Annotated in this window: 19 protein-coding genes; 7 read left to right on the top strand and 12 right to left on the bottom strand. The window is 55.4% G+C overall.

Features of this window, described 5'->3' with window-relative positions:
- Positions 1-41: 41 nt before the first annotated feature.
- From OO730_RS04825 to OO730_RS04795, 7 genes are all read right to left on the bottom strand, one after another.
- Positions 42-2,669: a helicase-related protein gene (locus OO730_RS04825; RefSeq protein ID WP_264983451.1), complete on the bottom strand. Its 2,628-nt coding sequence runs from the start codon at positions 2,667-2,669 to the stop codon at positions 42-44.
- Positions 2,666-4,672, bottom strand: coding sequence for a phospholipase D-like domain-containing protein (locus OO730_RS04820; protein WP_264983450.1), 2,007 nt, complete (start codon positions 4,670-4,672; stop codon positions 2,666-2,668). The genes OO730_RS04825 and OO730_RS04820 overlap by 4 nt, the downstream gene beginning before the upstream one ends.
- Positions 4,665-5,999: a hypothetical protein gene (locus tag OO730_RS04815; RefSeq protein ID WP_264983449.1), complete on the bottom strand. Its 1,335-nt coding sequence runs from the start codon at positions 5,997-5,999 to the stop codon at positions 4,665-4,667. The genes OO730_RS04820 and OO730_RS04815 overlap by 8 nt, the downstream gene beginning before the upstream one ends.
- Positions 6,000-6,032: 33 nt before the next feature.
- The gene (locus OO730_RS04810; RefSeq protein WP_264983448.1) at positions 6,033-6,296 is read right to left on the bottom strand and encodes a hypothetical protein; all 264 of its coding nucleotides are present in this window, start codon (positions 6,294-6,296) and stop codon (positions 6,033-6,035) included.
- The gene (locus OO730_RS04805) at positions 6,293-7,303 is read right to left on the bottom strand and encodes a helix-turn-helix transcriptional regulator (RefSeq protein ID WP_264983447.1); all 1,011 of its coding nucleotides are present in this window, start codon (positions 7,301-7,303) and stop codon (positions 6,293-6,295) included. The genes OO730_RS04810 and OO730_RS04805 overlap by 4 nt, the downstream gene beginning before the upstream one ends.
- Before the next feature lie 134 nt (positions 7,304-7,437).
- Positions 7,438-9,648 (bottom strand): AAA family ATPase, encoded by a 2,211-nt coding sequence (locus tag OO730_RS04800; RefSeq protein WP_264983446.1) that lies wholly within the window; start codon positions 9,646-9,648, stop codon positions 7,438-7,440.
- A 94-nt stretch (positions 9,649-9,742) separates the two neighbouring features.
- Positions 9,743-10,921, bottom strand: coding sequence for a PcfJ domain-containing protein (locus OO730_RS04795; RefSeq protein ID WP_264983445.1), 1,179 nt, complete (start codon positions 10,919-10,921; stop codon positions 9,743-9,745).
- Between the two features lie 604 nt (positions 10,922-11,525).
- On the opposite strand from OO730_RS04795, the gene OO730_RS04790 reads away from it, so the two are divergent.
- Positions 11,526-13,214 (top strand): potassium channel family protein, encoded by a 1,689-nt coding sequence (locus OO730_RS04790; RefSeq protein WP_264983444.1) that lies wholly within the window; start codon positions 11,526-11,528, stop codon positions 13,212-13,214.
- A gap of 138 nt (positions 13,215-13,352) precedes the next feature.
- Here the strand turns inward: OO730_RS04790 and OO730_RS16285 are convergent, their stop codons facing one another.
- Positions 13,353-13,595 carry a tyrosine-type recombinase/integrase gene (locus OO730_RS16285; protein WP_407681909.1) on the bottom strand — a complete coding sequence of 81 codons (243 nt, stop codon included), beginning with the start codon at positions 13,593-13,595 and terminating at the stop codon, positions 13,353-13,355.
- A 196-nt stretch (positions 13,596-13,791) separates the two neighbouring features.
- Here OO730_RS16285 and OO730_RS04780 point away from each other — a divergent pair, with 196 nt between their 5' ends.
- From OO730_RS04780 to OO730_RS04765, 4 genes are all read left to right on the top strand, one after another.
- Positions 13,792-14,088, top strand: a complete 297-nt coding sequence (locus tag OO730_RS04780; RefSeq protein WP_264983442.1) for a hypothetical protein — start codon at positions 13,792-13,794, stop codon at positions 14,086-14,088.
- 169 nt (positions 14,089-14,257) lie between these two features.
- Complete coding sequence (locus tag OO730_RS04775) at positions 14,258-14,731, top strand: ATP-dependent zinc protease family protein (protein WP_264983441.1); 474 nt, start codon at positions 14,258-14,260, stop codon at positions 14,729-14,731.
- Between the two features lie 11 nt (positions 14,732-14,742).
- On the top strand, positions 14,743-15,648 hold the full coding sequence (gene rimK / locus OO730_RS04770) for a 30S ribosomal protein S6--L-glutamate ligase (protein ID WP_264983440.1): 906 nt from the start codon (positions 14,743-14,745) through the stop codon (positions 15,646-15,648).
- A 40-nt stretch (positions 15,649-15,688) separates the two neighbouring features.
- Complete coding sequence (locus OO730_RS04765; RefSeq protein WP_264983439.1) at positions 15,689-16,720, top strand: succinylglutamate desuccinylase/aspartoacylase family protein; 1,032 nt, start codon at positions 15,689-15,691, stop codon at positions 16,718-16,720.
- Positions 16,721-16,903: 183 nt separating this feature from the next.
- On the opposite strand, the gene OO730_RS04760 is transcribed toward OO730_RS04765, so the two are convergent.
- Complete coding sequence (locus OO730_RS04760) at positions 16,904-17,740, bottom strand: C-GCAxxG-C-C family protein (protein ID WP_264983438.1); 837 nt, start codon at positions 17,738-17,740, stop codon at positions 16,904-16,906.
- Positions 17,741-17,995: 255 nt separating this feature from the next.
- Between OO730_RS04760 and OO730_RS04755 the strand changes: the two genes are divergently transcribed.
- Both OO730_RS04755 and OO730_RS04750 read left to right on the top strand, forming a co-directional pair.
- Positions 17,996-18,349, top strand: a complete 354-nt coding sequence (locus OO730_RS04755) for a DHCW motif cupin fold protein (protein WP_264983437.1) — start codon at positions 17,996-17,998, stop codon at positions 18,347-18,349.
- Between the two features lie 492 nt (positions 18,350-18,841).
- Positions 18,842-19,150, top strand: a complete 309-nt coding sequence (locus tag OO730_RS04750; protein WP_264983436.1) for a NirD/YgiW/YdeI family stress tolerance protein — start codon at positions 18,842-18,844, stop codon at positions 19,148-19,150.
- A 172-nt stretch (positions 19,151-19,322) separates the two neighbouring features.
- Here the strand turns inward: OO730_RS04750 and nifJ are convergent, their stop codons facing one another.
- From nifJ to pta, 3 genes are read right to left on the bottom strand one after another with little or no spacing between them, the layout of a single operon-like run.
- Positions 19,323-22,916 carry a pyruvate:ferredoxin (flavodoxin) oxidoreductase gene (gene nifJ, locus OO730_RS04745; RefSeq protein ID WP_264983434.1) on the bottom strand — a complete coding sequence of 1,198 codons (3,594 nt, stop codon included), beginning with the start codon at positions 22,914-22,916 and terminating at the stop codon, positions 19,323-19,325.
- Positions 22,917-22,967: 51 nt separating this feature from the next.
- The gene (locus OO730_RS04740) at positions 22,968-24,176 is read right to left on the bottom strand and encodes an acetate kinase (RefSeq protein WP_264983433.1); all 1,209 of its coding nucleotides are present in this window, start codon (positions 24,174-24,176) and stop codon (positions 22,968-22,970) included.
- Complete coding sequence (gene pta / locus OO730_RS04735) at positions 24,173-26,296, bottom strand: phosphate acetyltransferase (RefSeq protein WP_264983432.1); 2,124 nt, start codon at positions 26,294-26,296, stop codon at positions 24,173-24,175. The genes OO730_RS04740 and pta overlap by 4 nt, the downstream gene beginning before the upstream one ends.
- Positions 26,297-26,356: the final 60 nt, after the last annotated feature.

The raw sequence follows: 26,356 nt of genomic DNA, 5'->3' as shown, positions 1-26,356 counted from the left end.
TGCGGAAAAGGCTGTCTGTCATTTGCTAGATGGTTTTCGATTTATACATTCTTGTATTTTCTGACAGGAGAAAAATCAGGAGCTGACCTGGCAAGTTCTTCCGCAACGGATTCATCCCCCTCCCGCAGGAGGCGCGGCGGCAAGATGTCTCCGTGCAATTGTGCTCGCAGATCATCCCATCTCTCCTGTAGCACTTTCCAATTGTACTGGTCGTACGTGCCTTTGAATATGACGGGATATATGTTGATTTTTGGAAGAGCTTCCGTAGGGGCTGCGCTGTTTGCCCCATAATCTTCAAGAAGCTTTGCCCACATGCTTCCATACCGGTCCACCCTGCCTACTTGTTGCTCGACAACTCCGGGGTTCCACTCAGGGTGAAACAGAACCACGTTTCTGCATGCCTTGTGCAGATTGAGCCCTTCTCTTCCTACCTTTGATTGTGCAACAAGTACCATTGGGTAGCTGCGATGTCTGTTGAAAGCGAGTTGCATCATCCGTCGTGAAGATTGACTAGTCTCTCCATACATGAGCCGTGCAAAGTCTCCGGTCCGTTTGGAATGCTCCTCTCTCAAACGATCTTCCAAGACAGGCCATAGGGAACAGGCTTCATGCACATCTAATTCCCCGTCGTTGTTATTATCTCCTTCGTTCCTGTCACTTAGGGCATTGAGTATCTTGACGAATGCGTTGGCTAAATCATGATCGTTAGGCTGGCTACGGTTTTGAAAGTATTCAAACAGGGCCTTTCCGACAAGGTTTCTGGGAGTATCTTCGGCATCATTGTCCCATTCGACTTCAGTTCGCCCCTTGAAAGCGAGAAACAGGTTGTTTATGCGCTGATCAGTAATGTGTTGCAGGCCGTTGCTGAGCCTCGGAATGAGGTTTTTACGAAAGGTTTCTCTTTGTTGCTGAAGTTTCGAGTATTGCAATTTTAACATGGCATCTATTTCGTCGAGGCTCCATGCAATTTTCTTTTGTTTGCATGCGGCGATTACTGCTTCGGTTTCGGATTCCGAGACCTTGGAGCGGGACCAGAATTGGTCCTCCTTGAGACAACGGATCATCTGGCGTGCGTTTAGCAACGAAACCAACGCGCGCATGGGAGCCGTGAAGCGCCCGAATACAAGAACCTTTTCGTTGTTGGCTGTCTTTTTTTCGATGTGTTCGACCGTGGCTGTTATAGCTGGATGCGCATACAGTGCGCTGTCTCCCGACTTGTGCGGAGTCGCGAGTATTTTACACCAGAAATCGACGCGCCCAAGACGTTTGGCCTCATGTCCGGATTTCGGTCCTGAAAGATGCTGTTCAGTGGTAGGCATCTCCGAAGACTCAGGCTGCGCTAGCCCTGAATCATTTTTGACCTGATCCATTATCGCACTTAACCCATGTCCGCTTCCCATGGTGAGGCGAAAACGTTTTGCCACGGAGTTGTCTTTTTGTCGGGCTGTAAACGACAGAGCTTCGGCGGCGCACAATGCTTCACGCCAAGGTCGCTCAAGTTTGTCAGCCTCGATGGCAATTTCTTTGTGAGCGCGATAGCTGTTTCTTTGACCTTGGGCTATTTCTCCATAAAGTAATACCGTGGGATCCTCTTTCTTGTTTCGCCTGATAATATAAGGCGACAGGAGTTTGTGGAACTGTTTTGCAACTATTTTGAAATGCTCTCTGTTTTCGGCGATGTCCGGCCTTTCCCGAACGCGATGGACAGCACTCCTGTACTCCTCAATAGGGTCGTCCAGGCGTTCGAGATCCTTGCCGCCTATTCGTCTCAGACTCTGTTTCCACTGACTCACATCCAATTCCACGGGGGTCGCTGTCATTCCTACCCGCCTTGCATCTGCTGATTCGCAAAGCATGTTGAGGAGTCGTGATAATCCAGACCGCTCTCCTTTCGCCTTATGAGATTCATCGATGATGACGAGATCAAAGATGCCAAGCCCGAGGCCGATGACGTCATGAAGAGGCTTTCTGTAGGGACCAGAATTCATGTATCCTGTGTTGGACTCGGCGATTGTGGGCCAATCTAAGTGGTCTACGATCGCTTCCCAACGCCGTCCCTTTTGCAGGCGGGGATCTTGCAAAATTTGTTCGTGAATGTGTTTTGCGGCAGCATGAACCTGAATTTCCCGTTGCTCATCGCCATATTTCATTATTTCCCAGTAGTATCGTGGCTTGCGTCCTCGGAACAGGGCAAAGAGTTCCGGCAAGATTCCTCTTCTCCAAAGCGGAGAGTTGCCCTGAATACGCCAGTTGGCGAAATTGTGTGAAAGAACCACGGTCTGCTTTAACGGCCAGGATTCTTTTTCTGCCCATGCAGCATAGTATTGCTCGAGGCTTCTCAGCATCAGGGGAGCCTCTACTTCGCCTTCCCACAATTCGTCCTGCCACTGGAAGGCGAGGCCGGGCGGAGCAATTATTGCGACACGGCCGCCATTATTGATGACGCATTTGGCCAGGGCCACGGCAGTACGGGTTTTCCCCATTCCGACTTCATCAGCGATAATGATGCCGTTGTCGGCGATCCTGTCGGCAATTGCCAACAGGCTGGCCCGCTGTCCGGCATTCAGCCTTGATTGGCCGACGTTGGAGTCGACAATTTGTTTTTCTCGTTTCGCTCGATCCCGGAGGCTGCTGGCAACCCTTTCCCAGTTGATGGTTGATAGCGTCATCGAATTTCTCCAATTCCGGTTACCCGCTCCATGCCCCACCTTTTTGTTATTTTGCGAAGGATGGTTTCATAGCGTTTACCTTCGGGGGTGTTGGCTGTCTCCGCGTATTCAGGTCGGAAGGAAGGGTGTGCCAGGGGGCTAAGGGGATCGATTTCCAGTTTTTTGAACAAGCTCACAGTCGTTGTCTCGCCCACCTGCGTGAGGCATTGTTCCAGCCGAGTGCACCATGCTGACCAGTCTGGTTGGTCTATTGCCGTCTGCTTTCCAGCGATACTTTCAACTAGTTGCATCATTTTTCTGACAGGGTAATCCGATCCGTAGTCCTGGCCTTGCGGTAATGCTGTGCAAGAATTGGCGGTTACCTCTTCCGATTGAGGCTGATCCTGCAAATCCTCTGGCTCTAATCCATCCGGCGGCATGGGGAAGTTTGCCAATATGCTCCATGCTTCCGACAAGCCCAATTGAGGAAGGGGCGTGGCCGCCAGCCGTCCGAACTCATCCACAAGGGGGATGTCCGACTGGCAGGATTTGTCTTCTTCTGGCCATGAAAGAGTTACCATTCGGGGGCGCTCATGCAGCCAGTGAAAGGTGTGGGCATCAACTTTCGGACATGGTTCGCCGTCGCGATCAAGGACCTTCATGTCGCGCAAAAGAGATTGCTCCAATTGCTTCCTGAACCCTCTAGGGATAGTTATTTGATTTCCGTCGCGCGTCTCTTCCCAGATTAACCAGCTTACGGGAGACGCGGTGTAAATGTCCTCTCTTCCGGGAAAGCCTTCTCCGGGCAGCAGGGGACATTCCTCTGTCAACCGCAACTGGTCATCCCAGCCAATCGGGAGTAGATTTTTGATATTCCTTTGGGGGAGGCTCTCGTCTGACTCTCCCCAGTACACATTTCCGGGAGAGAAGACGACACCCGCTTCCAGGTTGCCGCGTCCGAGTGAGGCCTTGGATGCAAAACCAGATTTTGTCAGGTTGCCGGAGCCCAAGTATACCCAAGGGCTTCCGCAATAGTCTGAATCGCTTCTATCATTGGCACTGAAAATGAATTTTGCATGCAGGAATTTGTCCTGCTCCCGCATATACGGTGGTATTGCGGCGCGATATATGGAGTAACCGTTTCGGAGCATAGCCTCTCTTGAATTCGCTATGGCTTGGCATTCCTCTGGATTAACGAACACATTTTTATCGGCAGAGGCGGTAAGCAGTTCGTCCACGACAAGGGCTTCCGTTATGTTTTGAAGCACCGAAGGAACCGCATCGTTGGTCGCCTTTTCGTAGAATCCAGACCCCATGGCTATGTAGTTGCGCCGCACTGGCGATGTTTTTTTGATCAGTCTTGGCAATTGCGCGAGCAGACTTTCATTTCTGTTATCGAAAAAGCGGGAGCGTTTATTGTCTCTTTTGCCTGCCAGGCTTATTATGCGTTCAAAAAAACGGTCGGGATTTTCCTCTAGATCGTCTCTGGAAACTGAGAGTAGAGACTTGTCGAAATGGCTTGATGTCCAGTTCAGGAAGTCCCAAGCAGCCCATATGTCTCCGCTGTTTTCAGAACTACCGGCTACAATGTCTTCACTGGTCAGATCTACCCGCCAGGCTAAGTCGAGGCTGTCTTCCACTGATTGGCGTGTCCAATTGCCGGTGGAGACGATCAGGCGGACACACCAGCGGGTTCTGTCCGTCCCATGCCGAAAAGCGAGAATCGCGACTTTTGCGTGGAGCAGATTGCACGGGAGTGGCTTATTGCTCATAACAGGCAGATGGGCCAAACCGGGGACAGCGACCATGGTCAACTGGGGGGCTCCTGGATCAAGTATCATGGCTATGCATATGCGCCCCTCGTAAGCTCTTTGTGCATGGGTCTTTCCTGAGAACAGTTCGAGGGCTTCATCCAGGAACCATGCGTCTGCGGAATAACCACAGAGCCAGCCGAAAACCCCTGTGTATTCATCAGGAGATTCAAAGTGCCTGAGCAGGGAAGGGGGATGATAGGCATTAGACATTGAAATCTCCCGTTTGAGATTCCATGTCTCCCAGCCAATCACCGATTTCCCCATGCAGGTCGGCGTTTAGTAGAAAGAGATTCCTGACACGATAGGAAATGTTGTCTGGCCAGTGTATCTTGTTTCCTTCTTCGGACCTGTCAGAGGGCTGATCTTGAATAGGCTCATCGCCTGTCTGTCTGTCGTCTTTTTTGAAGGCGGGGCCGGGCAATATGGCTCCTCCTCGGAATTTAAGAACAAGCTCGTCTCGACGAACCAGGTTGGTTAGTCTTTGTAGAGTGCTGCCTTGAGCCATTTCCCTGCAGAATGTAGCTCCGGCCTCATCCTTCGGCGCTTGGTCGAGGAATGCTTGTGATGTCTCCTTCAGGTGCTGCAGGGATTCGCGTATTGCAAAGGGGACATCCTGTTTCAGTTCCATTCTTCGCTTTTGAAGTGAGAAAATATGATCCTCAACTATATCAAGTGTTTCGATTGCCATGTCCCGCGCGGCAAAGAGAAGAGAGCCAGTTCTCAAATCTTGCCAATGGTCATCAGAAATGACCGGCGGCTTGTTGTCCCAACTGATGACCTGTTCCGATTTTGCTCGAAGTAACTCCATCCATGCGAGGGCGTTCTTTCGTCTGGTGACATCTTCCCTGTCCTCGCAACGCCCGCCTCGTTCAAGAAGCAGGCGCAGGTAACTCGAGGCTCCTTGGCGTAACGGCTCAAGTGGCGACAATCCTTCTTGGACAGTTGATCTCTTGGGGTAAAAAGATTTTTCGACCACCCATTTGATTAAGCAATCGCGAAGGTCGCTTGTGTAGTAGCATTGCCCATACTCGCGACTGAATTCGTAGACAAATTGATTTCCCTCATCAGAACATTTGAATGAATTAAAACGGCTGCCAGAATCTTCTCGCACCAACCCCAGCGCGAACAGGGGCTGTACGGTAGACATGCGCATGGGTTGGGTTACGTAAAAATCGGGGCGGCTGATGGTGGCGAAGTTGTAGTCCCCAGTATGTCGGGATTTCATTTTAGTGCTTCCCCTCAGACGAGGGTCGGATTTCCACTCGGTGCTTTCCAAAGTTAAGAGGCATGCTAATGCTTCAATGGCGTTTGCCGTCCTGATGTTGTTGAAGGACTTTCCATGGCGCTCCCGCGCTTCCTGCGCGACGGAAACACCCAGCATGGCCAGAAAGAGTTGTTTCCCGAACCAGATTCCCCCGAGTCCAGGCACTGCAAGGTTGTTGTAAAACCTTATTGACGAGCCGATGTCCAACGTTCTGGTTCTTCTTTGGCTCGGAATGGCATCAGATCCCAGCAGGCCCCATATAGGATCACTCACAAATCACTCGCTTTGGTCGTTGATATAAGTCGTCTACACCATGAAATCGGCACAACTGGCCAACTTAGCAGCGCAATCCTTTGCTTCCCGCTCCGTATCAAAGCAGAACGAACACACCTGTTCGTGCTGCTCTGGGGGCAATCTGTCTACATCGAAAATTTCAACCCAGTAGCATTGATTTTCAGTCTGCTCGTCCAGAACTTGGACGGCTATGGCTAGTACTCTGCTCGGCAAATCCAGTTGCATCACAGAGATGACCCTGCTGTTGTTTTCAGTTTTTACGGTGATGGTTTTCATGGTTCATCGTTTTCTGAGTAATGTACTAAAGTCTTTTTAAGTTCGGACTTAACAGTTGCCCGCAGGCTTTCAGGTTCCAGCATTTGGATATTAGCTCCGAATCCCAATACCCAGGATAGTACTTCGGTTTCACTCTGCGCCGTGAATTCAAGTTCGCATCGTCCATCATCCAAATCCGTTACGACTTGGTCCGAACTCCAGCGGCGTTCTTTTACATAACGCCCGGCTTCTGGAGTGAGCCGTACTTTGATTCGGAACGGTTCGCATTCCGGAAACCCGAAATGGTGCGGTTTTTCCTGCTGCTGAATGAAATATTTTTTTCTGACAGGTTCGGCGGCCGTGAAGCGGTGGATGGGCAGATGCATTTCGTAAATCGGCTCGGCTTCTTTGGCCCGAATATCCACCTTCCAACCGGTGACGTACAGGGCTTCCCTGTACGACTTGATCCTGAGGGGAGCGAAGTAGTGCAGCTTCTCCTCTTTTTGCCCCAATGCCTTGTATTTGATCTCGCACACGTCCTTTCCCGCGATGGCATTGAGGATCGTCGTGATGATCGCTTCCTGGGGGGTGTAGTCGATACTTCCCTTCAGGATTGCCCCGGCCAAGGATTCGAAGGCTTGTGCTCTGTTGTCGAGGGCCGGGAGTAGGGCGACCGTTTTGTGGATGGTCTCGTCGACCTCTTTCGACAGACCCTGCGGCAGCAGATGGCGGACCATTTCCTTGCAGAGCAGCAGATGGCTGATTTCGTCTTCAGACAACGCCACTTTGGGTCTGTTTCTCGGCGCCTGGATTTGATACCAAGCCCGCTTGCCGTCCTTGCCTTTTTCAACTCGCACCGAGTAGCTGCGATCAATATCCTCCATCATCCGTATGATGGTCTGTTTCGAGCAATCCAATTCTCTGGCAAGGTCGATAAGATAATGCCGCTTGCCAGTGTACATGAGCTGGCAGAATAGCGTGACGGCCTTCTGAGTCGGCTTGGCGTGTTGGTTTTTCTTGGGCGGCACACAGGTCTCCTTGTAGCGAAATTGGTCGGTCAAAGGCAGCACTGCCTCTGGATGCAATCTTTGATACCAAATAAACCAATATGAAGGAAACCCATAATATTATCGGGATGATCGTATCTGGTCGAGTGAGTTGATTAAAACCCGATGGCGCGCTGTCTGCTCGTTTCGTTTTTAATTGTGGATTCCCTTGCCAGGGCTTGGACGAGATCGGCGTGGCGGATCTTGCTCTTCGGGTAGAACGCGAATCTGTCCCGTATGATCTTGAAGTCGCCCGGTGTCAGATTCTTCAGGTGGCAGATGGCCCGGAGGTCATTGTCGGTCACCTGCCGGCTCACGAGAGGGGCAAGCATCTTCTCGTAGAAGGACGCCACGCCCTCCTTGGCCAGGAAGTCGAAGAAGATTTTGTGATTGAATCTTCTCAGTGACGCCGAGTCCAGTTCGTCCATACGGTTTGTGGTGCAGATAAGTAGCCCCCGGAAATGTTCCATTTGGGTCAGGAATTCGTTGACCATGGACGTTTCCCATGACCGAACCGCTTTGTCCCGGCTGAAGAGCAGGCTGTCCGCTTCATCGATAACCAGTACGGCCCGTTGTTTTTCGGCTTGCCGGAATGCCCTGGCTATTTGCTGCTCGCTTTGTCCTACCCACGCGCTCAGGAGGTCGCTCGTGCGCTTCACTATCAACTCCCGTTTGAGATGCCGGGACAGATAACGGGACAGTTCCGTTTTTCCGGTCCCCGGAGGGCCGTAGAAAAGCAGGTTCATGTTGACGCGCAACTCGTCTGAATCTCTTTTGAGGTAGGTGTTGAATGCGTCCAGTTGCTCCAGGAGTACCGGCATGTCTGCATCCAGATTAAGACCATCCAGCGAATAATCGTTTTCGATGATGTCGTCCCGTTTGATGGAACTGTCACCGGATATTAACTGCTGGCTCGCCGTCAGTGATCTTTCCACCGCTTGGAAGAATGGCCGTTTTTTGCGGCCTGCTATTTCTTTGGCCTTCTTGATGGCCATGTCGATGGAGCCGGCGGACAGCGGATAGCGGACGGCAAACTGTTTCATCTGGTCCTTGGTGAGGAGCCCCAAAACTTTGTTCTTGGCAGCAACCCGCTGCCAGATGTTGATGCGCTCGTCGCGACCGAGTTTCTGGAACTTTACGCTGTAGGCAAAACGCCGCATGACCGAATCCGGAATGCCGAAGGTGTCGTTCGTTATCCATATGGTCCTGGTGCCGGGACGCTCTAGGAATTCGTTGAGCCATCCTTTATCCTGCTTGTCTCCCGAAAAGATGTAAGCGAATTCGGTGTTGAGCAGGTTGTCCGCTTCATCGACGATCACCAACCCCTCCTGTCCATTTTCCGTCATATTGAGACAAGCTTCGAGAGCTTTTTTGCGTGCTGAAGAATCGCTGTTGTCAGGTGTCCTGACATTGTAGGCATTTTGTCCGATTTCATTAGCTGCTGTTGCGGCGAAGCTGCTTTTCCCCGCGCCGGGTTCGCCGTATAAAAGGATATGCGTCGGAGCCGTGTTGTCGGCTTTCAAAAGGGCGAGGATGTGTTCGGCTACGCCTTCCTCAAGGGGAAAGTATTCCAGAGGGAGGAGTTCTTTCTTTGCCTTCTTGTAGAAAAGGTCCTCCATGTTCTCGATCGGAGTGGTGAAAATTGATTCAACTACCCGGTCAACCGTCAGCGATCCGTATTTATCTACCAACTCAAGTCTGGAGATTTTTCCGGAAATGGCTTTGTTGAAATCCTGTTGCGAGATATCCAGCATGGTGGAAAAAATCCCTGTTTTTCCCTGCTCACGACAACTCAAATGGGAATCAAAGTATTCATTGAGTACATCCCAATTTTCAAGCAGATGGACAGCAAGGATTATGGCTACCTCCGTTTCATCGAGTCGAAAGAATGTTTGCAGGATCTTGCATCCTTTATCGAGGTTGGATTCGTTCGTTCCTGGGAAGTCGTGGAGGCGATTGCTCAGTTGCTCATACAGAATTGCTGCAAGTGGACGAGACAGGGCTACTCCGCATTTCTTTATCAGAATTTCAATATTGTCTGCGAGGATACTGTGATCTTCCAGGTCGTCGAAGTGTTGAAGGCGTTCCTCCAATTCTCCGGGGGTGAGCTTTTGAGGGCCGGTAACAGTGATTAGTTCCTTGCATTCGGTCAAAAATTTAGGAGCCCTGTCATTCAGGGCTTTGAGCGAAAACCTGATTGCGTTTTCGTCAAGCGGGATTCCCTTGCTGAGCAATCGCAAAAACCAGGTGATGCTGGCTTCAAAAACATATATATCGTCGTCGCTCAAAAATTGGTCAGGAATACGTTCGATGGAGCCAAAGCCCATAATCCCTCCTTGGATCAAGATTTAGTTGCTGGTCTGAGAGGATAAACGTCGATCGTTCCAAAAAAAGGAACGACAGATTGGGGAAGTTGTGCTGTCAGTCGGGCGTGGAGTTTATCTCTTTGAGCCACGCTGAAATCGTGTCCCATGAGAGTTCTCCTGGCTCTTTGTTTTGGTGTAGCTTGAACTCTTGAACCACGAAATTGTCATAACCCCTACTAAGGGCGATTGTACCTCGCTCGGGCCACAATACTTTGTAAAAACTGAGTGCCCCTGAAGAGGCTTCGTTGAGATAGCTGAAAACGCAGTGGCTTAGCTCTTCTCCCTCTTCAAATAGTTCATGGACAGTCGTGATGGGGACAATTGTGTCAGTTCCAGGCGCTTTAGGCGGAGCAAGGTCAGGGGTTTTCTTGCGTTTCATGAATTCAGCCAGTTTTTGCTCGTCTGTGACCTCGTTTGCCCATTTGACATGAAGTCTCAGTAATTGTTTGTAATCGGAGCATCGTTTCAAAGCCTGCCATGGATTTCGTTTTTCCATGAATTCGGCAATCCGAAGGCATTCATAGAATTCTTCGCGTATTCTTTTGTAGAGCGGATTGAATGTCTCCTGTTCCCGGATGAGCTTTTTGAAAAATGCGCAACTGAGTAGTTCCTCATTCATTTCAGAACAGGCCAAAGATTTTAGATTAATTGTCCCACAATGCAGCAGATGAAGTGTGATCGCCGTGTTTCCTGTGACTTTTTTAAGGGCAAGGAATTCGTTGAAATCATAGTCTACCATTTGGAACCGTTTGATGAATTTTACTGAAAGCGAAGGGTTGTATGGATATAGCCGCTTGACGATTTGTTTCTGCTTGAGCTGGATCAATTCGCGGCATTCTTTGAACGTCATATTGCCCGTGCTCACCAGTTCAGCGATGAGCCAAAGCAGGATGGGATTGGAGTGGGCGAGATCAATGGCGTAGGGTGTGAAGCGCATTAAGCGGAGGATGCTTAGTTGGTGCCACCTGAAAGGTCTGGCCAATTCGCGTATCTCTTCGGGGATTCTGTCGAGAAACCGTTGGCGAAGCGAACATGGCTTTCGGAATCTCGGTGGAGTGAAAATTAGGCGTAGCCCCGGAAATCGGTCCACCGGCATCCATTTCTGGTCGATCCAACAGTGGCATCTAAAATCGGCATTCCATGGCGACAGACACAAGGCTGCACCATCTGCTTTGAAGTAGAGGCAATCCTGGTCTTTTCGGTGATGTATAAGGTCTCGGTCTCGTATTTTCATGAATCATTTCTCCATTCGTGAAGGAATGATGACCGAAGATTGTTCCATAAGATGGAATGTTGCGGAGTGCTTTTTGATTTTGACGAAGACTCTTCGGATTCGGCCACAAGAGTCGTCCGCCCTAGGCCGTCGAAGGTTTAGTCCTGCTTGTAGTTGCTTCTATAATAACCAAATCCGTGTCCGCTATGTGTCCGCTTTTTCCCCGACGCCATGCGAGATCAACGACATTCCGCGCCTTCCGCACAGCATGCGACGGGGAGTTCCGAATAGGCTTGGCGGCGAATAAGTCCAGTTTTATTAACGTGTTAAGTTGATCATTCTGTTGACGACCCTCAAGAATGGCATTCAAGAGGTCGTGGGTTCGATTCCCTCCAGCTCCACCAATGATTATAAAGGCTTAGAAGGTTTTCCTTCTAAGCCTTTTCTTGTGGAATATACAAATTAATTTGCAAATGATATTGGGTGGGTAATGGCTGGTTTTGGGGGATTGGGAGCCTGGTATGGTGCCCTTCCCTTGTTTCCCGCTGCTGCGGCAAGTAATCGGCACAATCTGCGAGTGTGCTCGGTTTGGCAGGTCACACATCGCCAAGCAGAGCGAGAGTAGATGAAATTCATTCCGTCCCAATTGGTGTACTTCTTTCAGGATCGACGCGCCCAGCGCAACCTGCATTCCCTGATCCGATTCATTCTGCTGCTGTGCTTCTTCATAGCGGTCTATAGTGTGCTGTTCCATATCCTTATGGAAATGGAAGGGCAGTACCACTCTTGGATTACCGGCTTTTACTGGACGCTGACGGTCATGTCGACGCTTGGGTTCGGCGACATCACCTTCACGTCTGATATCGGAAAATTGTTTTCCCTCTGCGTCCTCATGTCCGGCATCGTTTTCCTGCTGGTGATGCTGCCCTTCACCTTCATTCAATTCTTTTATGCGCCGTTTCTTGAAGCCCAGACCAAGTCCAGAGCTGCCCGCGAACTCCCCGAGGAGACATCCGGACACTTGATCATTATCGGCTCCGACATAGTGGCCCTCAGTCTGGCGACGCTCGTTCAGCAATACAACTACCCGTATTGCATCCTGGTCAATGAAGTGAATCACGCATTGGATCTGGTGGATCAGGGTTACAAGGCTGTGGTGGGCGACTCCGATAATGCAGAGACGTATAGGCGGCTGCGGACCGATCAGGCGGTCATGGTCGTGGCCCTGAGCGACGACATGAAGAACACCAACGCCGCCTATACCATTCGCGAGGTGTCGGCGGACGTGCAGGTGGTGACCAATGCCGATTCCGAGGAATCGGTCGACATCCTTCAATTGGCAGGATCAAGCCACGTCTTCCAGTTCATGCGCATGCTTGGCGAAATCCTGGCCCGGCGAACCCTGGGGACAGGCACCCGACACAATGTTATCGGCAGCATAAAAAATCTGAATATTGCCGAGGCTCCGGCTGCGGATACGCCGTTCGTTGGTCGAAGCGTCAAAGAGAGCGGTCTGCGTTCCGCAACCAACATGAACCTCGTCGGCCTGTGGGAACGCGGCCGTTTGGTGCCTGCCCGTCCGGAGACCGTTATCACCTCCAGATCGATCATGATTTTGGCCGGGACCGATGAGCAGCTCGAGGCCTACGATGCCTATGTCGGCGAGGCTCCTCCCATGGAAGCTCCCGTGCTCATCCTCGGTGGTGGTCGGGTGGGGCAGGCCGCCGCGCAAGTGCTCAGTCAACGGAATGTCGACTACAAGATAGTGGAGAAGAACCCCGAGCTGATTCAAAATGATACCCATTACGTTCTTGGAAGCGCCTCGGATATCGGCGTGCTGAAAGCCGCAGGCATTGATAACGCTCCGTCGGTATTCGTCACTACCCACAACGACGACCTGAATATTTACCTGACGATTTATTGTCGCAGACTCAGGCCGGACATTCATATCATCAGTCGGGCCACGCTGGACCGAAACGTTTCGGTAATGCACAAGGCCGGTGCCGATCTGGTCATGTCCTACGCCACCATGGCGGCCAATACGATCATCAACCTGCTGAGTCCGGGCAAGGTTCTGACCCTGACTGAAGGGCTGAATATCTTTCAGGTTGAAGTGGGGCCTTCGCTTGCCGGAAAAACGCTTGCGGAAAGCAACGTTCGCGCTGAAACCGGCTGCAACATCATAGCCGTGTCCCGGGGGGAGGAGATGGAAGTCAATCCTGACCCGAAACGTCCGTTGGACAAGGGGGCCGCGCTGCTGGTCATCGGTGCGGCAGAAAATGAGCAGCGCTTCCTGGATAGGTACGGTGTGTGATTGACGGTCCTTTTGCATGGCACTCAAGAGGCCGTGGGTTCGATTCCCTCCAGCTCCGCCACGAGAGAAATAAGGATTTCAAGTTGATGCTTGAGATCCTTTTTTCGTGTCTGCCGGGCGTCTTTGGGAATATGTCCGCTATGTGTTCCTTTTTTGCGAAACCATAGTCTGGGTGTCTTCATGGCGGGCGGCCAGATTGTCCTGTATGACATTTTCTCTTGCCGCTTCAAGGTGGGAATATCGGTCCGCCATGCGGAGCGTCTGGTGGTCGATCATCTCCTTGGCATGCTTGAGCGTACCGCCTGCCATGATGATGTTTGAGCAGTAAGTGTGCCTGTTGTCGTGGAAGTGGAAATCATCAATATCGAGAGATTTACACACTCTTCCAGGCCGATTTGAACTCGCTCCACCTTGGTTTTGGTCCTGTAAAACCGGATGATGCCCGTTTCACCATAGTCCAAGTTTATGTCCGACCATCGTAAATCCAAGACTTCCTGCTTGCTCAATCCATGCTGCCGAATTGTCCGAACAACCGGTACTACCTCTGATTTTGCCGAATAAAATTTCCAGCGGTTGAATGGCGATAAAATGGTTTTCAGAATTGCTTTTTTTCAGGGGGATTATCGTCGATGATTTGATTCTGACCAAATCCATCAATAATTATAGAGGCTTGATAATTTTTGCTCTCATCTGTTTTTTAGTGGGATATACAAACGAATATACAAATGATATTGAATGGTTCTGTGGCTTTTGGAGTGTACTATCCGGAGCGGAAAAGGGCGGTTTTCCCTGTCGGCTCCAGGCCCGGTTGCCGGGTGGCCTGGAGTCATTCGCCATGCTGTCGTTATGGATGGCAGAAATGGTCTTCTTGTGACACGTGCCAAGCAGGCACTTTCGTGATTCTCCCAAAGTCGGAAGTCCCTTTGGCTCAATAATGCGGGCGGTGCTCTCTTTTCTGTTGTCTATTTAATTCCCATCAATTATGGCCACTCACGCAACGCTGAAATCGCCATAACAATCGTATCATACGGGTAGATATCGCTGTGAAGATAAAAGAACCGAAAATGATCATTGGCTGGCGCGAATGGCTGGCGCTGCCGGATCTCAATGTGCCGGCCATAAAGGCCAAAATCGACACCGGGGCAAAGACTTCGGCCCTCCATGCCTTTGACGTCATCCCCTTTGAAAGGGATGGGGCGCGGCTCGTTTCATTCAACGTGCATCCCCTGCAGGGAAACGACGACATCAAGATACCCTGCGAAGCTCCTCTGGTGGATCGCCGCACAGTGACCAATTCCGGTGGAGATAGCCAGAAGCGGTATGTCATATCCACCACGCTCCGGATAGCTGGCCGGTCCTGGCCGATAGAATTGACCTTGACTAATCGTGACCAAATGAAATTCAGAATGCTTTTGGGGCGCAATGCCATGACCCGGCGGCTGATCGTCGATCCTCAGTTGTCTTTGCAGGCAGGAAGTCGCCACGGGGCCACGGTGTACGCCAAGAGTCAAAAATAAGGAAAAAGTTAATGAAAATAATCATTTTGTCGCGCAAGAGCAGCCTGTACTCCACCAACGCACTTGTCGAAGCTGGCAAGGAAGCGGGCCACGAATTAGAAGTGATCAACCCCCTTCGTTGCTACATGAATATCACGTCGCACAAGCCGAGCATCCACTACAAGGGGAACGTGGTTGAAAACGTCGATGCCGTGATTCCCCGCATCGGCGCTTCCATCACCTTTTTCGGCACCGCTGTTGTCCGGCAATTCGAAATGATGGGCGTATACAGTGTCAACGAGTCCATCGCGATCACCCGCTCCCGTGACAAGCTCCGCAGCCTGCAGCTCCTGTCACGCAAAGGCATCGGTCTCCCTGTGACCGGCTTTGCCAGTTCCACCAAGTTCACGGGCGATCTTATCGACATGGTCGGTGGCGCTCCGCTGGTCGTCAAACTCATCGAAGGGACCCAGGGTATCGGGGTTGTCCTTGCCGAGAACCGGCAGGCGGCCGAGAGTGTCATACAGGCCTTCCAGGGGCTCAAGGCCAACATCCTCGTTCAAGAGTATATCAATGAATCAAGAGGTTCCGATATCCGCTGTTTCGTTGTCGGCGGGAAAGTCATTGCGTCCATGAAACGAACTGCGGCTGGCGATGAATTCCGCTCCAATATTCATCGTGGCGGCTCGGCTGTTCCGGTCAAAATAACACCGGAAGAACGCTCCACGGCAGTCAGGGCAGCCAAGATCATGGGACTCAATATCTGTGGCGTCGACCTTTTGCGCTCCAATCATGGCCCGGTGGTCATGGAGGTCAATTCTTCGCCGGGACTCGAAGGCATCGAAAAGGCCACGGGCATCAACATCGCGGCCAGGATAATTCAATTCATAGAAAAAAACGCCAAACCTGGAAAAACCAAAACACGCGGCAAAGGTTAGTCCTGCACTTCCCTTTGCGGCGAACAAAAGGCCTGCAACCATGGCACGATCACCTATCGAAATTTCCGGGCATTCCATTGCGCGGGGCAAGCATCAGACGGTTATTCTTCCCGTGCCCGACACCTATCTGCGGCAGGGGTCGGGCATGCCTGTCCACGTCTTTCATGGGCGCAGGGAGGGACCGAGCCTGTTCGTCTGTGCCGCCATTCATGGCGATGAACTTAACGGCATCGAGATCATCCGCCAATTGACCACCCTGAAGAGGTTGTCCAAACTTGCGGGCACATTGTATGCCATTCCAATCGTGAACCTGTACGGTTTTTTGGCCAATACCCGTTATCTCCCGGACAGGCGGGACCTGAATCGATTCTTCCCCGGCAAAGCGGGCGGTTCACTGGCCTCGGAGCTCGCACAGGTCGTATTCGATACCGTTGTGACCCGGTGTGAGTACGGCATTGATCTCCACACAGGTTCCAACCATAGAAACAATCTCCCCCACCTGCGCGGGAACATGAAGGACGAGGTCGTGCTTGGCATGGCGGAGGCATACGGCGCGCCGCTCGCCCTGAACGTGGAGGGCACGGAGGGCACATTGCGGCACTCAGCTGAAACCCATGGGGTCAAAATGCTGCTCTATGAGGCTGGTACGGCACTCTGTTTCGATGAATTTTCCATCCGCGCCGGTGTTCGTGGCATCGTGTCTGTAATGGAACACCTCGGCATGCTGACGAAAAGAAAAACGACCAGGCCGAAAAAGAAGGTCTCTCTTCAGGTTGCACACGACCGCACGTGGATCAGGGCCTCTGCCAGCGGGTTGTTCCGCGCCAAGGCCAAGATGGGACAACGGGTGAGAAAAGGAGAGGTCCTGGGCTCGATTCATGATCCGTTCAGCCATGAATCCGTCGATATCCTCTCACCCAAGAATGGCATGGTCATTGGAACGCAGTCGCTCCCGTCAGTGCACAAAGGCGATGCGATTATGCATATCGCCTGCTTTGAGACCCTTTCCCAGGCCGAGGCCCAGGTGGACACGTTTTCCGAGATCGTGATGGGGGACGGCTCATTCAGTTGATTTGCTGAATACCAGTAAGGGGAGTGGGCGCGCTTGAAAGCGGCTGTTTTGGCCGGTGATGTTGTCCCGTGATTCAGAAATTAAAACCCCCGGAGTTGCCGGGGGTGTCATGCTTGCGAAGGGGAAAGGCGCAAGAGGGATAATCTCGAAGAATCCCCTCTTGTTTGTTTCCGAACTCTGTTGTTACGGATGGTCCGGACCCACCAGCTTGACGGTGGCCTCGTCGTGGCAGTCACCGCATTCCATCTTGCCGCGTGTCCAGTTACCGGCCTCGAAGTCCTTGCCCTTCCTGTGGCAGACCCGGCAGCCTTCGACTTCGGCCGAGGGTTTGTGCATGGCCGTGAATTTGCCGTCCATGTCCATGTTCAGCAATTCCACTGCATAGGCGGCCACATCCCCGCTGATTCTGGCGCACCGTTCGCTGCGTTCGGAGGAGCCCGAGGCATAGCCGTGTTCCTTGCACCAGCGGCTCACGTTGATGTGGCACAGGGGCGAGCCGGGCACGCTTGAGGGCAGGGCCTTGTCGGATTTGTATTTGTCCACCAGGTATTGGTGGTTCACCGCCAGGGCGTTGGCCTTCTCGCTGGGGAAGGGGGCCTGGACATACCATTGCAGCAACTCGTTGGCGATGGCCTTGTAGTTCTCGCTGACCAGGGAGATGGCCGCGCAGGCCCCGTTGAGGGCGCCGCACAGGGTGCACCATCCGGCAACTCCGGCGGTACCGTAGGCCATGATGTTGATGGGGATGCCGGTGAAGGGAGCGCCCACCTTCCTTTGCAGGCTGCCGACGATGGCCGAAAAGGCCCCGCGGCAACATTCGCCTTCATAGTAGCCCCGGTGGCCCAGCTTGCGAACTTCCTCGGGGTCGAGTTTGACGTAGGGCATGGGCCAGATTGCGTCCTGCCCTGCCGAGGCCATGGCGGAAGGGACACCGAGGCCTCCGATTGCGAGTCCTGCGGCAAGTCCTCCGACACCGGTCAGGACCTGCCTGCGCGTCAAACCTTCATGCTGCTCGTTCATCGTATCCTCCTTGTTGAGAGTTTTAATGTGCTTGCAATAAACCCGACTAAAAAGGTATCATATTAAAATTAATGGATATTTATATAAAGCACGTTGTGCTGGAACCGTCAATGGGGGCTTGGGAGAAACAGGAGGGCTTTGTGTGGGCGGAGGGAAAATCGCGCGCCGAAGCGACCGTACATATTTGTTGAGGATTGTGCCGAATTGGGTATGCTCCCATTAATTGCAACAACCTTGGAGAGTTAAGGAGAGATGATGAGTGACCTGAATATACCTTTCCAGACGATTGACTGGTCGAAGATTCCCAGAACCGAACATCAGGGCGAAACTGGGGCAGCCTACTGGCAAACGGTCCAGTTCCCGGGGTTGCGCCTCAGGATAGTGGAATATTCCGAAGGGTATGCTGCGGATCATTGGTGCCAAAAGGGCCACATAGTCTATTGCCTGGAGGGAGAGGTGGTCAACGAACAGGAAAACGGTCCCGATTCGGTGTTGACCCCGGGGATGTCCTACGTGGTTTCGGATGATCTGAGTTCACACCGATCGGTCACGAAAAAGGGCGTCAAGCTGCTGATCATCGATGGCGACTTCTTGCAGCTGAAGAGCTGAGCATGTTTTCGAGCCCGGTGGGGACGTGATTCAGCCTGCCCGACGCCCTCCAGGCAGGCAGGAGGTTCCCTCCGGCTTTTCCGGGTTTTATCATGGCTTGGAAGGATTTTCTTCCAAGCCTTTTTCGTGGGGTTTGGAAGCACCGGACGATGGCCGGGACACCTTTCCACGGAGCAGTTCCACGGGTTTTTATCGATGCCGCCTCACCCGTTGTCCGAGGGAGGGAAGACGTCCCGGAATCAGGCGGAGGTCGCCGGGATTTTTTTCACCCGTTTCCCGGCTTGCATCCAGCGAATCACGGTAAAATTTGATTGACTAATCAGTCAAAAAATGAATTTTATAATTTAATCCATTTAAAACAGATATTTATCGACAGTATTTTTTCTGGACATTTACTTTTTCTGTGGTAGTTGTTGAGCCGTAGCGAGTATGGTGTTCGCTTTTTGAGGAAAAAAATAAAAAAAAGATAGGTATGTCATGAAACGTTTTTGCATGGTTTTTCTGCTTCTCACCTGCGTATTCGTAACCACTGCAATGGCCGGTCATCCTGTTGCCAAGACCGTGGCCGAGGCCAAGGTTTCCGCAGTGGACACCGACGTGGCCCTGACCGGTCGCTTCGTGAAGAAGATCAACGACGGCAGCTTCCTGTTCTCCGACGGAACCGGCGAGCTGCTGGTCCATGTCATGGGTGCCGAGCTTGATCCGTCCCTGATGACCGCCGACGTGGACCTGACGGGCATGGTCGTCCAGGATTTCATGTACACCGAAGTGCGTGCCGAGTCCGTCTCCGTGCACAACTAAAACCGGTCGCAGCATCAAAATGGAAGGGGAGCCCCGGTCGGGGCTCCCCTTTTTTTGTCCGAAAGATTATGGGCCTCCCGCATCCGGCGGGAGGCCCGTAACGTGGATTCGGTCCTCTAGGAACTGATATCTTTATGTTGCGGTCACAAAGCGGTCTCCACGTTACTGTCGGTTATCTGCCGTCGTCGCAGGGTTCGCCTGAACCCGGACTTTCGGCGGAGACGCCGGTATCGCACGCGGCCAGGTCCTCCCCGCCGGCGGCCCGGCTGAAATCAGCCTCGGCCAGATGGGTGTAGGTGGCGTAGCGGTCGGCGTAATCCTTCTCGATTTTTACACGGAACGCCTTGGACAGCTCCGGGTGGAACCGTTCCAGCATGGCGTAGCGATTCTCGCCGGACAGGAACTCCTGCAGTGTCCCGTCGGGAGCCTTGGACTCCAGTTGGAACGGGTTCTTGCCCTCGGCGACGAGCTCGGGGTTGTAGCGGTAGAGCGGCCAGTAGCCGGAGTCCACGGCCAGTTTCTGTTCGAGCTGGGTCTTGCCCATGCCCTTCCTGATGCCCTGGTTGATGCACGGGGCGTAGCAGATGATGAGCGAGGGCCCGTTGTAGGCCTCGGCCTCCTTGAAGGCCTTGAGCATCTGCTGCTTGTCCGCGCCCATGGCCACCTGGGCCACGTACACGTAGCCGTAGGTCATGGCCATGCGGCCCAGGTCCTTCTTGCCCGTGGCCTTGCCCGCTGCGGCGAACTTGGCGATGGAGCCGAGCGGCGTGGCCTTGGAGGATTGGCCGCCCGTGTTGGAGTAGACCTCGGTGTCGAGGACCAGGATGTTGATGTCCCGGCCGGACGCCAGGACGTGGTCCACGCCGCCGTAGCCGATGTCGTAGGCCCAGCCGTCGCCGCCGAAGATCCAGACGGATTTCTTGGTGAACAGGTCGCTGTCTGCGGCGATGGCCTTGAGGCTCTCGTCGGTCGCGTCGGCCAGGGCGGCTTTCAGGGCCGCGCCGGTTTCGGCGGAATCCTGGGCGTCGCCCCGTGCGGCCAGCCAGTTCTCGATGGCGGCCTTGACGTCGCCGGAGGCGGTCTCAAGGGCGGCCTCGCACTTGGCGACCAGGGTGTTGCGGCGCTTGTTCACGCCCATCTCGATGCCGAAGCCGAACTCTGCCGCGTCCTCGAACAGGGAGTTGCCCCAGGCCGGGCCGTGCCCGTCGGCGTTGGTGCAGTACGGGGTGGACGGCGCGGACGCGCCCCAGATGGAGGAGCAGCCCGTGGCGTTGGCGATGACCATGCGCTCGCCGAAGAGCTGGGTCAGCACCTTGACGTACGGGGTCTCGCCGCAGCCCGCGCAGGCTCCGGAGAATTCCATGAGCGACTGCTTGAACTGGGAGCCCTTGACCGTGTCGCGCTTGAAGGCGTCCTTGTAGGAGACGGTCTCGGAGAAGTCGAAGTTGGGCACCTGATCCCCGGTCTGGGTGGCGATGGGCTTCATGACCAGCGCCTTTTCCTTGGCCGGGCAGATGTCGGCGCAGTTGCCGCAGCCCAGGCAGTCCAGGGTGTTGACCTGCATGCGGTACTTGAGCCCCTTGACGTCCTTGCCCTTGGCGTCCTGGGCGATGAAGGTCGCGGGTGCGCTCTGCATCTCCGCGTCGTCGGCCAGGACCGGGCGCAGGGCGGAGTGGGGGCAGACGAACGCGCACTGGTTGCACTGGATGCAGTTGTCCGCGATCCACTCGGGCACCAGGATGGCCACGCCGCGTTTTTCGTACTTGGACGTTCCCGAAGGCACGGTGCCGTCCTTGGAAAAGACGCTCACCGGCAGGTCGTCGCCCTTCTGGGCCAGGACCGGGCGCATGATGTCCCTGACGTAATCGGGCTCGTCGCTCTCGGCCTTGGGGTCGTCGGCCAGGTCGGCCCAGGATGCCGGGACCGGCACCTCGACGATGGCGTCGATGGCGTTGTCCACGGCAGCGTTGTTCATGTTGACGATCTTGTCGCCCTTCTTGCCGTATGCGGCCTTGATGCCCGCCTTGAGGAGCGTGACGGCTTCCTCGAAGTCGATGACGTCGGCCAGCTTGAAGAAGGCGGTCTGCATGATCATGTTGATGCGGCCGCCCAGGCCCACCTGGCCCGCGATCTTGACCGCGTCCACGGTGTAGAACTTCAGCTTTTTCTGTGCGATGGCCCGGCGCATGGACGCGGGCAGCTCCCTGTCCATGTCGTCGGCGGACCAGGCGCAGTTCAGGACGAAGGTGCCGCCTTCCTTGATGCCGTCGAGCACGTCGTAGAGGTGCACGTAGCTGGGGTTGTGGCAGGCCACGTAGTCGGCTGCGGTGACCAGGTAGGTGGACTGGATGGGTTTCTCGCCGAAGCGGAGGTGGGAGATGGTGATGCCGCCGGACTTCTTGGAGTCGTAGGCGAAATACCCCTGCGCGTACATGTCGGTGTTGTCGCCGATGATTTTGATGGCCTGCTTGTTCGCCCCGACCGTCCCGTCGGAGCCGAGACCCCAGAACTTGCACTGAACAGTGCCAAGAGGTGTGGTATCCAGGGTCTCGGCCGTGACAAGGGAGGCATTGCTGACGTCGTCCGTGATGCCCACGGTGAAGCGGGCCTGGGGGCTGGACGACGCCATGTTGTCGAAAACCGCTTTGGCCATGGCCGGGGTGAACTCCTTGGAGCCCAGCCCGTAGCGGCCCGCGATGACGGCGGGACCTTCGCCTTTCTCCAGGAACATGGTGCAGATGTCCTGGTACAGGGGATCGCCGAGCGCGCCGGGCTCCTTGGTCCGGTCGAGCACGGTGACGGTCTTGGCGGAGGCGGGCAGCACGGCCAGGAAATGCTTTGCGGAGAAGGGACGGTACAGCCGGACCTTGATCAGGCCGACCTTTTCGCCCTGGGCGACCAGGTGGTTGACCACCTCTTCGATGGTCTCGCAGGAGGAGCCCATGGAGATGATGACGCGCTCGGCGTCCGGTGCGCCCACGTAGTCGAAGGGCCTGTATTCACGGCCGGTCAGGGCGGAGACCTTCTGCATGTATTCTTCCACGATCCCGGGGATGGCGTCGTAACAGGCGTTGGACGCCTCGCGGCCCTGGAAGTAGATGTCCGGGTTCTGGGCGGTGCCGCGCACGTTGGGGTGCTCGGGGTTCATGGCCCGGGCGCGGAACTCGGCCACCTTGTCCATGTTCAGCAGCGGCTTCATGTCGTCGTAGTCGATGACCTCGACCTTCTGGATTTCATGGGAGGTGCGGAAGCCGTCGAAGAAGGAGACGAACGGCACGGACGCCTCGACCGTGGACAGGTGGGACACCAGGGAGAGGTCCATGACCTCCTGGACCGAGGCGGCGGCCAGCATGGCGAAGCCGGTCTGGCGGCAGGCCATGACGTCCTGGTGGTCGCCGAAGATGGACAGGGCGTGGGCCGCGATGGCCCGGGCCGAAACATGGAAGACGCAGGGCAGCAGTTCGCCCGCGATCTTGTACATGTTGGGGATCATGAGCAGGAGGCCCTGGGAGGCGGTGAAGGTGGTGGTCAGCGCGCCGCCGGTCAGTCCGCCGTGCACGGCCCCGGCCGCCCCGGCCTCGGACTGGAGCTGCCGGATTTCCACGGTCTGCCCGAAAATGTTCTTGCGATTCTGTGCGGCCCACTCATCGGCGATCTCGCCCATGGTGGACGACGGGGTGATGGGATAGATGGCGGCGGTCTCGCTCATCGCATAGGCGACCCATGCGGCGGCGGTGTTGCCGTCCATTGTTTTCATCTTTGCCATGTCGTACTCCGTTTTATTTTTAATTACCTTCAATTATTGAGAATATGCCAATCAACCATTGACGATGGCCTGTGTGGCCTGTGCGATTTCCAACTCCTCGTCCGTGGGAACGATGAGCACGGCCACCCGGCTGTCCCGGCCGCTGATGGTGCGGACGCCCGGTTCCCTGGCCCCGTTCTTTTCCGGATCGAGGACGATGCCCAGCCCTTCCAGGTCTTGGCAGGCCAGGGCGCGGACATCCTCGTCGTTCTCTCCGATACCTGCGGTGAAGACCACGGCGTCGGCCCCGCCGAGCACTGCCAGGTAGGCGCCGATGGTGGATTTCACGCGGTAGGCGAACATCTCGAAGGCGAGTTGGGCCGCATCGTCGCCCTTGGCCCGGGCAGCGTGGATGTCGCGCATGTCGTTCATGCCGCAGACGCCGAACAGGCCGGACTGCTTGTTGAGCATGGCGTCCACGTCGGCCAGGCTCATCTGCCGGTGCTTGGCCACAAAGGCGTGGATGGCCGGGTCCACGTCGCCGCACCGGGTGCCCATCATCAACCCCGCCAGGGGAGTCAGGCCCATGGTGGTGTCCACGCATTTCCCCTGTTCGACGGCGGCCATGGAGCAGCCGTTACCCAGGTGCACGGTGATCAGGTTCACCGTGTCCACGGGCTTGCCCAGGTGGGCGGCGGCGGTGCGGGTCACGTACTTGTGCGAGGTGCCGTGGAAGCCGTACTTGCGCACCTTGAACTCGGTGTAGAGCTCCATGGGCACCGGGTACATGAACGCCTTCTGCGGGATGGTCTGGTGGAATTCGGTGTCGAACACGGCCACGTTGGGCGTGTTGTGGAAGAGCTCCAGGGCGATCTCGATGCCGGTCAGGTTGGCCGGGTTGTGCAGCGGGGCCAGGGGGATGTTGGCCTGGATCGACCGGATCACGCCCTTGTCCACCAGGGCCGGGGCCGAGAAATCCTCGCCGCCCTGAACCACGCGGTGGCCGACGGCGTCGATGTCGCGCAGGGAGTCGATGACGCCCCAATCCTCGCCCACCAGCTTGTCCACCATGAGCCGCATGGCCGCTTCATGGTTGGGGATGGGGAGCTGCTCCACGGACTTGGCGTCCGGGTATTTGTCCGGGTTGGACTTCTGGGTGATGGAGCCCAGCTCTTCGCCGATGCGCTCGATGACGCCGGTGGCGACGACCGATTCGCCTGTCATGTCGAGCAGTTGGTACTTGAGCGAGGAGCTGCCGCAGTTGATGACGAGTATGTTCATTTCGCGCTCTTTTCAGCTTGTGCCTGTATGGCGGTGATGGCCACGGTGTTGACGATGTCGCGGACCCGGCACCCCCGGCTCAGGTCGTTCACGGGCTTGTTCAGCCCCTGGAGGACCGGTCCGATGGCCGTGGACCCCGGCACGGCCCGCTGCACGGCCTTGTAGGTGTTGTTGCCGGTGTTGAGGTCCGGGAAGATGAAGACCGTGGCCCGTCCGGCCACCTCGGAGTCCGGCATCTTGGTCCGGGCCACCTCCGGGTCCACTGCGGCGTCGTACTGCAGCGGTCCCTCGATGGGCAGGGACAGGCCGCGTTCCACGGCCAGGGCGCGGGCCATCTCCGTGGCCTCCATGACCTTTTCCACTTCCTCGCCGGTGCCGGAGCCGCCGGTGGAGTAGGAGAGCATGGCCACGAACGGGTCGATGCCGAAGAGCCGGGCGGTCTCCGCCGAGCTGAGGGCGATCTCCGCCAGTTGCCGGGCGTTGGGCTTGGGGTTGACCGCGCAGTCGCCGAAGCAGACCACGCGGTCTCCCATGCACATGAGGAACACGGAGGACACGATGGAGGCCTCCGGTTTGGTCTTGATGAATTCGAAGGCGGGCCGGATGGTCTGGGCCGTGGTGGTGACGGACCCGGAAACCATGCCGTCCGCATCCCCGGCGTGGACCATCATGGTCCCGAAATAGGTGGGGTCGAGCATCCGGTCGCGGGCGTCCTCCATGCGGATGCCCTTGTGTTTGCGGGCCTCGAAGTACCGCTCTGCGTAGGCCTCGAATAGGCCGGATTTGGCCGGGTCCACGCACTGGGCCCCGTTGAGCTGGACGCCGAGGCTGGAGGCCTGCGCCCGGATGGCCTCCGGGTCGCCGAGCAGGGTGACGTCCACGACCTTGCGGCGCTGGAGGATTTCCGTGGCCTGGATGATGCGGTCGCTGGTGCCCTCGGGCAGGACGATGTGCTGGGTCCGGCTCTTGGCCTTTTCGATCAGGTTGTATTCGAACATGACCGGGGTGGTCTTCTTGGACTCGGTGGTCACCAGCCGCTTGCGCAGCTCTTCCAGGTCCACGCAGGACTCGAACAATCCGATGGCCGTGGCGATCTTGGTCGGGTGATCGGGGTCGATGGTGCCGTGCAGGGACTGGAGCGCCTGGGTGGTCTTGAAGGTGTGGTCCCTGACGCTCAGGATGGGCAGGGGCACGCCCGTCCACCCCTCGATCAGGCGGTGGACCGATTCCGACGGCTGCAATCCGCCCGTGAGGACCATGCCCGCGATGTTGCCGTAGGAGGAAGACTGGCGCGAGGTGATGCTGGCCAGGATGATGTCCGATCGGTCCCCGGGGGTGATGATCAGGCTTCCTTCACGGATGTAGTTGAGAAAATTGGAGATGTGCATTGCGGCGGTGACGAAGTTGTCCACCTGGGTGTCCAGGCCGCCATGGCCGTAGAGCACGGTTGCGTCCAGCGCCCGGATCACGTCGTGCATGGTCGGGTCCCCCAGCCGCTTGTCGTCCGGGATGGCGTGGGTCAGCAGCGGGTAGCTCGACCGGGTGTTGGCCTTCAGGGTTTCAAGCGCGTCCGGGGACAGGTCGTCCTTGGCCCGGTTGACGATGAGCCCCATGACTTCGAGGCCCTTTTCCTCAAAGGTCTCGATGGTCCGCTGGGCCGAGTCGCAGATCTCTTCCTCGGCCCGGTCCTGGCCGTTGACCACCACCATGACGGGGCAGCCCAGGTTGGAGACGATGGAAACGTTGATCTCGTATTCCAGGGCCGCGTTGCCGCCGATATAGTCGGTGCCCTCGCAGAGCACGAAGTCGTATTCTTTTTCCAATTCCTTGAATTTGTTCAAGGTGTTTTCAAGGAGCAGGGCCTGTTGCCCGTTGTTGAGTATCCGCTGGGCTTCGCTCAGGGTGTACCCGTAGGTCTGCTCGTATTCCATGTCCAGGGCGAAGTGGCGCAGCATGAGGTCGATGTCGTGGTCGCGCTGCCCTTGCACATGGTCGTTGATGATGGGCCGGAAGATCGCCACCCGCTGCAGGTTGGCCCGCAACAGGTTCATGACGCCGAGCACGATGGCCGATTTGCCACTGCGCGCTTCCGTGGCCGCTATGTATAAACTCTTGGACATACCTTTCTCCTCGCTGCCTGGGGAGGATAGGGAGAAAGCGCGTGGGTTGCGCTTCCTCCC

The sequence above is a fragment of the Pseudodesulfovibrio portus genome, assembly GCF_026000375.1.
Classification (GTDB): Bacteria; Desulfobacterota; Desulfovibrionia; order Desulfovibrionales; family Desulfovibrionaceae; genus Pseudodesulfovibrio; species Pseudodesulfovibrio portus.
The sequence above is the reverse complement of the archived record's forward strand: the minus strand, read 5'-3'. Positions and strand labels throughout refer to the sequence as shown.

Excerpts from the sequence above, each read along its gene's own strand:
- OO730_RS04825 (WP_264983451.1), bottom strand. The coding sequence starts at position 2,669 with ATGACGCTATCAACCATCAACTGGGAAAGGGTTGCCAGCAGCCTCCGG.
- OO730_RS04820 (WP_264983450.1), bottom strand. The coding sequence starts at position 4,672 with ATGTCTAATGCCTATCATCCCCCTTCCCTGCTCAGGCACTTTGAATCT.
- OO730_RS04810 (WP_264983448.1), bottom strand. The coding sequence starts at position 6,296 with ATGAAAACCATCACCGTAAAAACTGAAAACAACAGCAGGGTCATCTCT.
- OO730_RS04800 (WP_264983446.1), bottom strand. The coding sequence starts at position 9,648 with ATGGGCTTTGGCTCCATCGAACGTATTCCTGACCAATTTTTGAGCGAC.
- OO730_RS04795 (WP_264983445.1), bottom strand. The coding sequence starts at position 10,921 with ATGAAAATACGAGACCGAGACCTTATACATCACCGAAAAGACCAGGAT.
- OO730_RS04790 (WP_264983444.1), top strand. The coding sequence starts at position 11,526 with ATGAAATTCATTCCGTCCCAATTGGTGTACTTCTTTCAGGATCGACGC.
- OO730_RS04780 (WP_264983442.1), top strand. The coding sequence starts at position 13,792 with ATGGCGATAAAATGGTTTTCAGAATTGCTTTTTTTCAGGGGGATTATC.
- rimK (WP_264983440.1), top strand. The coding sequence starts at position 14,743 with ATGAAAATAATCATTTTGTCGCGCAAGAGCAGCCTGTACTCCACCAAC.
- OO730_RS04765 (WP_264983439.1), top strand. The coding sequence starts at position 15,689 with ATGGCACGATCACCTATCGAAATTTCCGGGCATTCCATTGCGCGGGGC.
- OO730_RS04760 (WP_264983438.1), bottom strand. The coding sequence starts at position 17,740 with ATGAACGAGCAGCATGAAGGTTTGACGCGCAGGCAGGTCCTGACCGGT.
- OO730_RS04755 (WP_264983437.1), top strand. The coding sequence starts at position 17,996 with ATGAGTGACCTGAATATACCTTTCCAGACGATTGACTGGTCGAAGATT.
- OO730_RS04750 (WP_264983436.1), top strand. The coding sequence starts at position 18,842 with ATGGTTTTTCTGCTTCTCACCTGCGTATTCGTAACCACTGCAATGGCC.
- nifJ (WP_264983434.1), bottom strand. The coding sequence starts at position 22,916 with ATGGCAAAGATGAAAACAATGGACGGCAACACCGCCGCCGCATGGGTC.
- OO730_RS04740 (WP_264983433.1), bottom strand. The coding sequence starts at position 24,176 with ATGAACATACTCGTCATCAACTGCGGCAGCTCCTCGCTCAAGTACCAA.
- pta (WP_264983432.1), bottom strand. The coding sequence starts at position 26,296 with ATGTCCAAGAGTTTATACATAGCGGCCACGGAAGCGCGCAGTGGCAAA.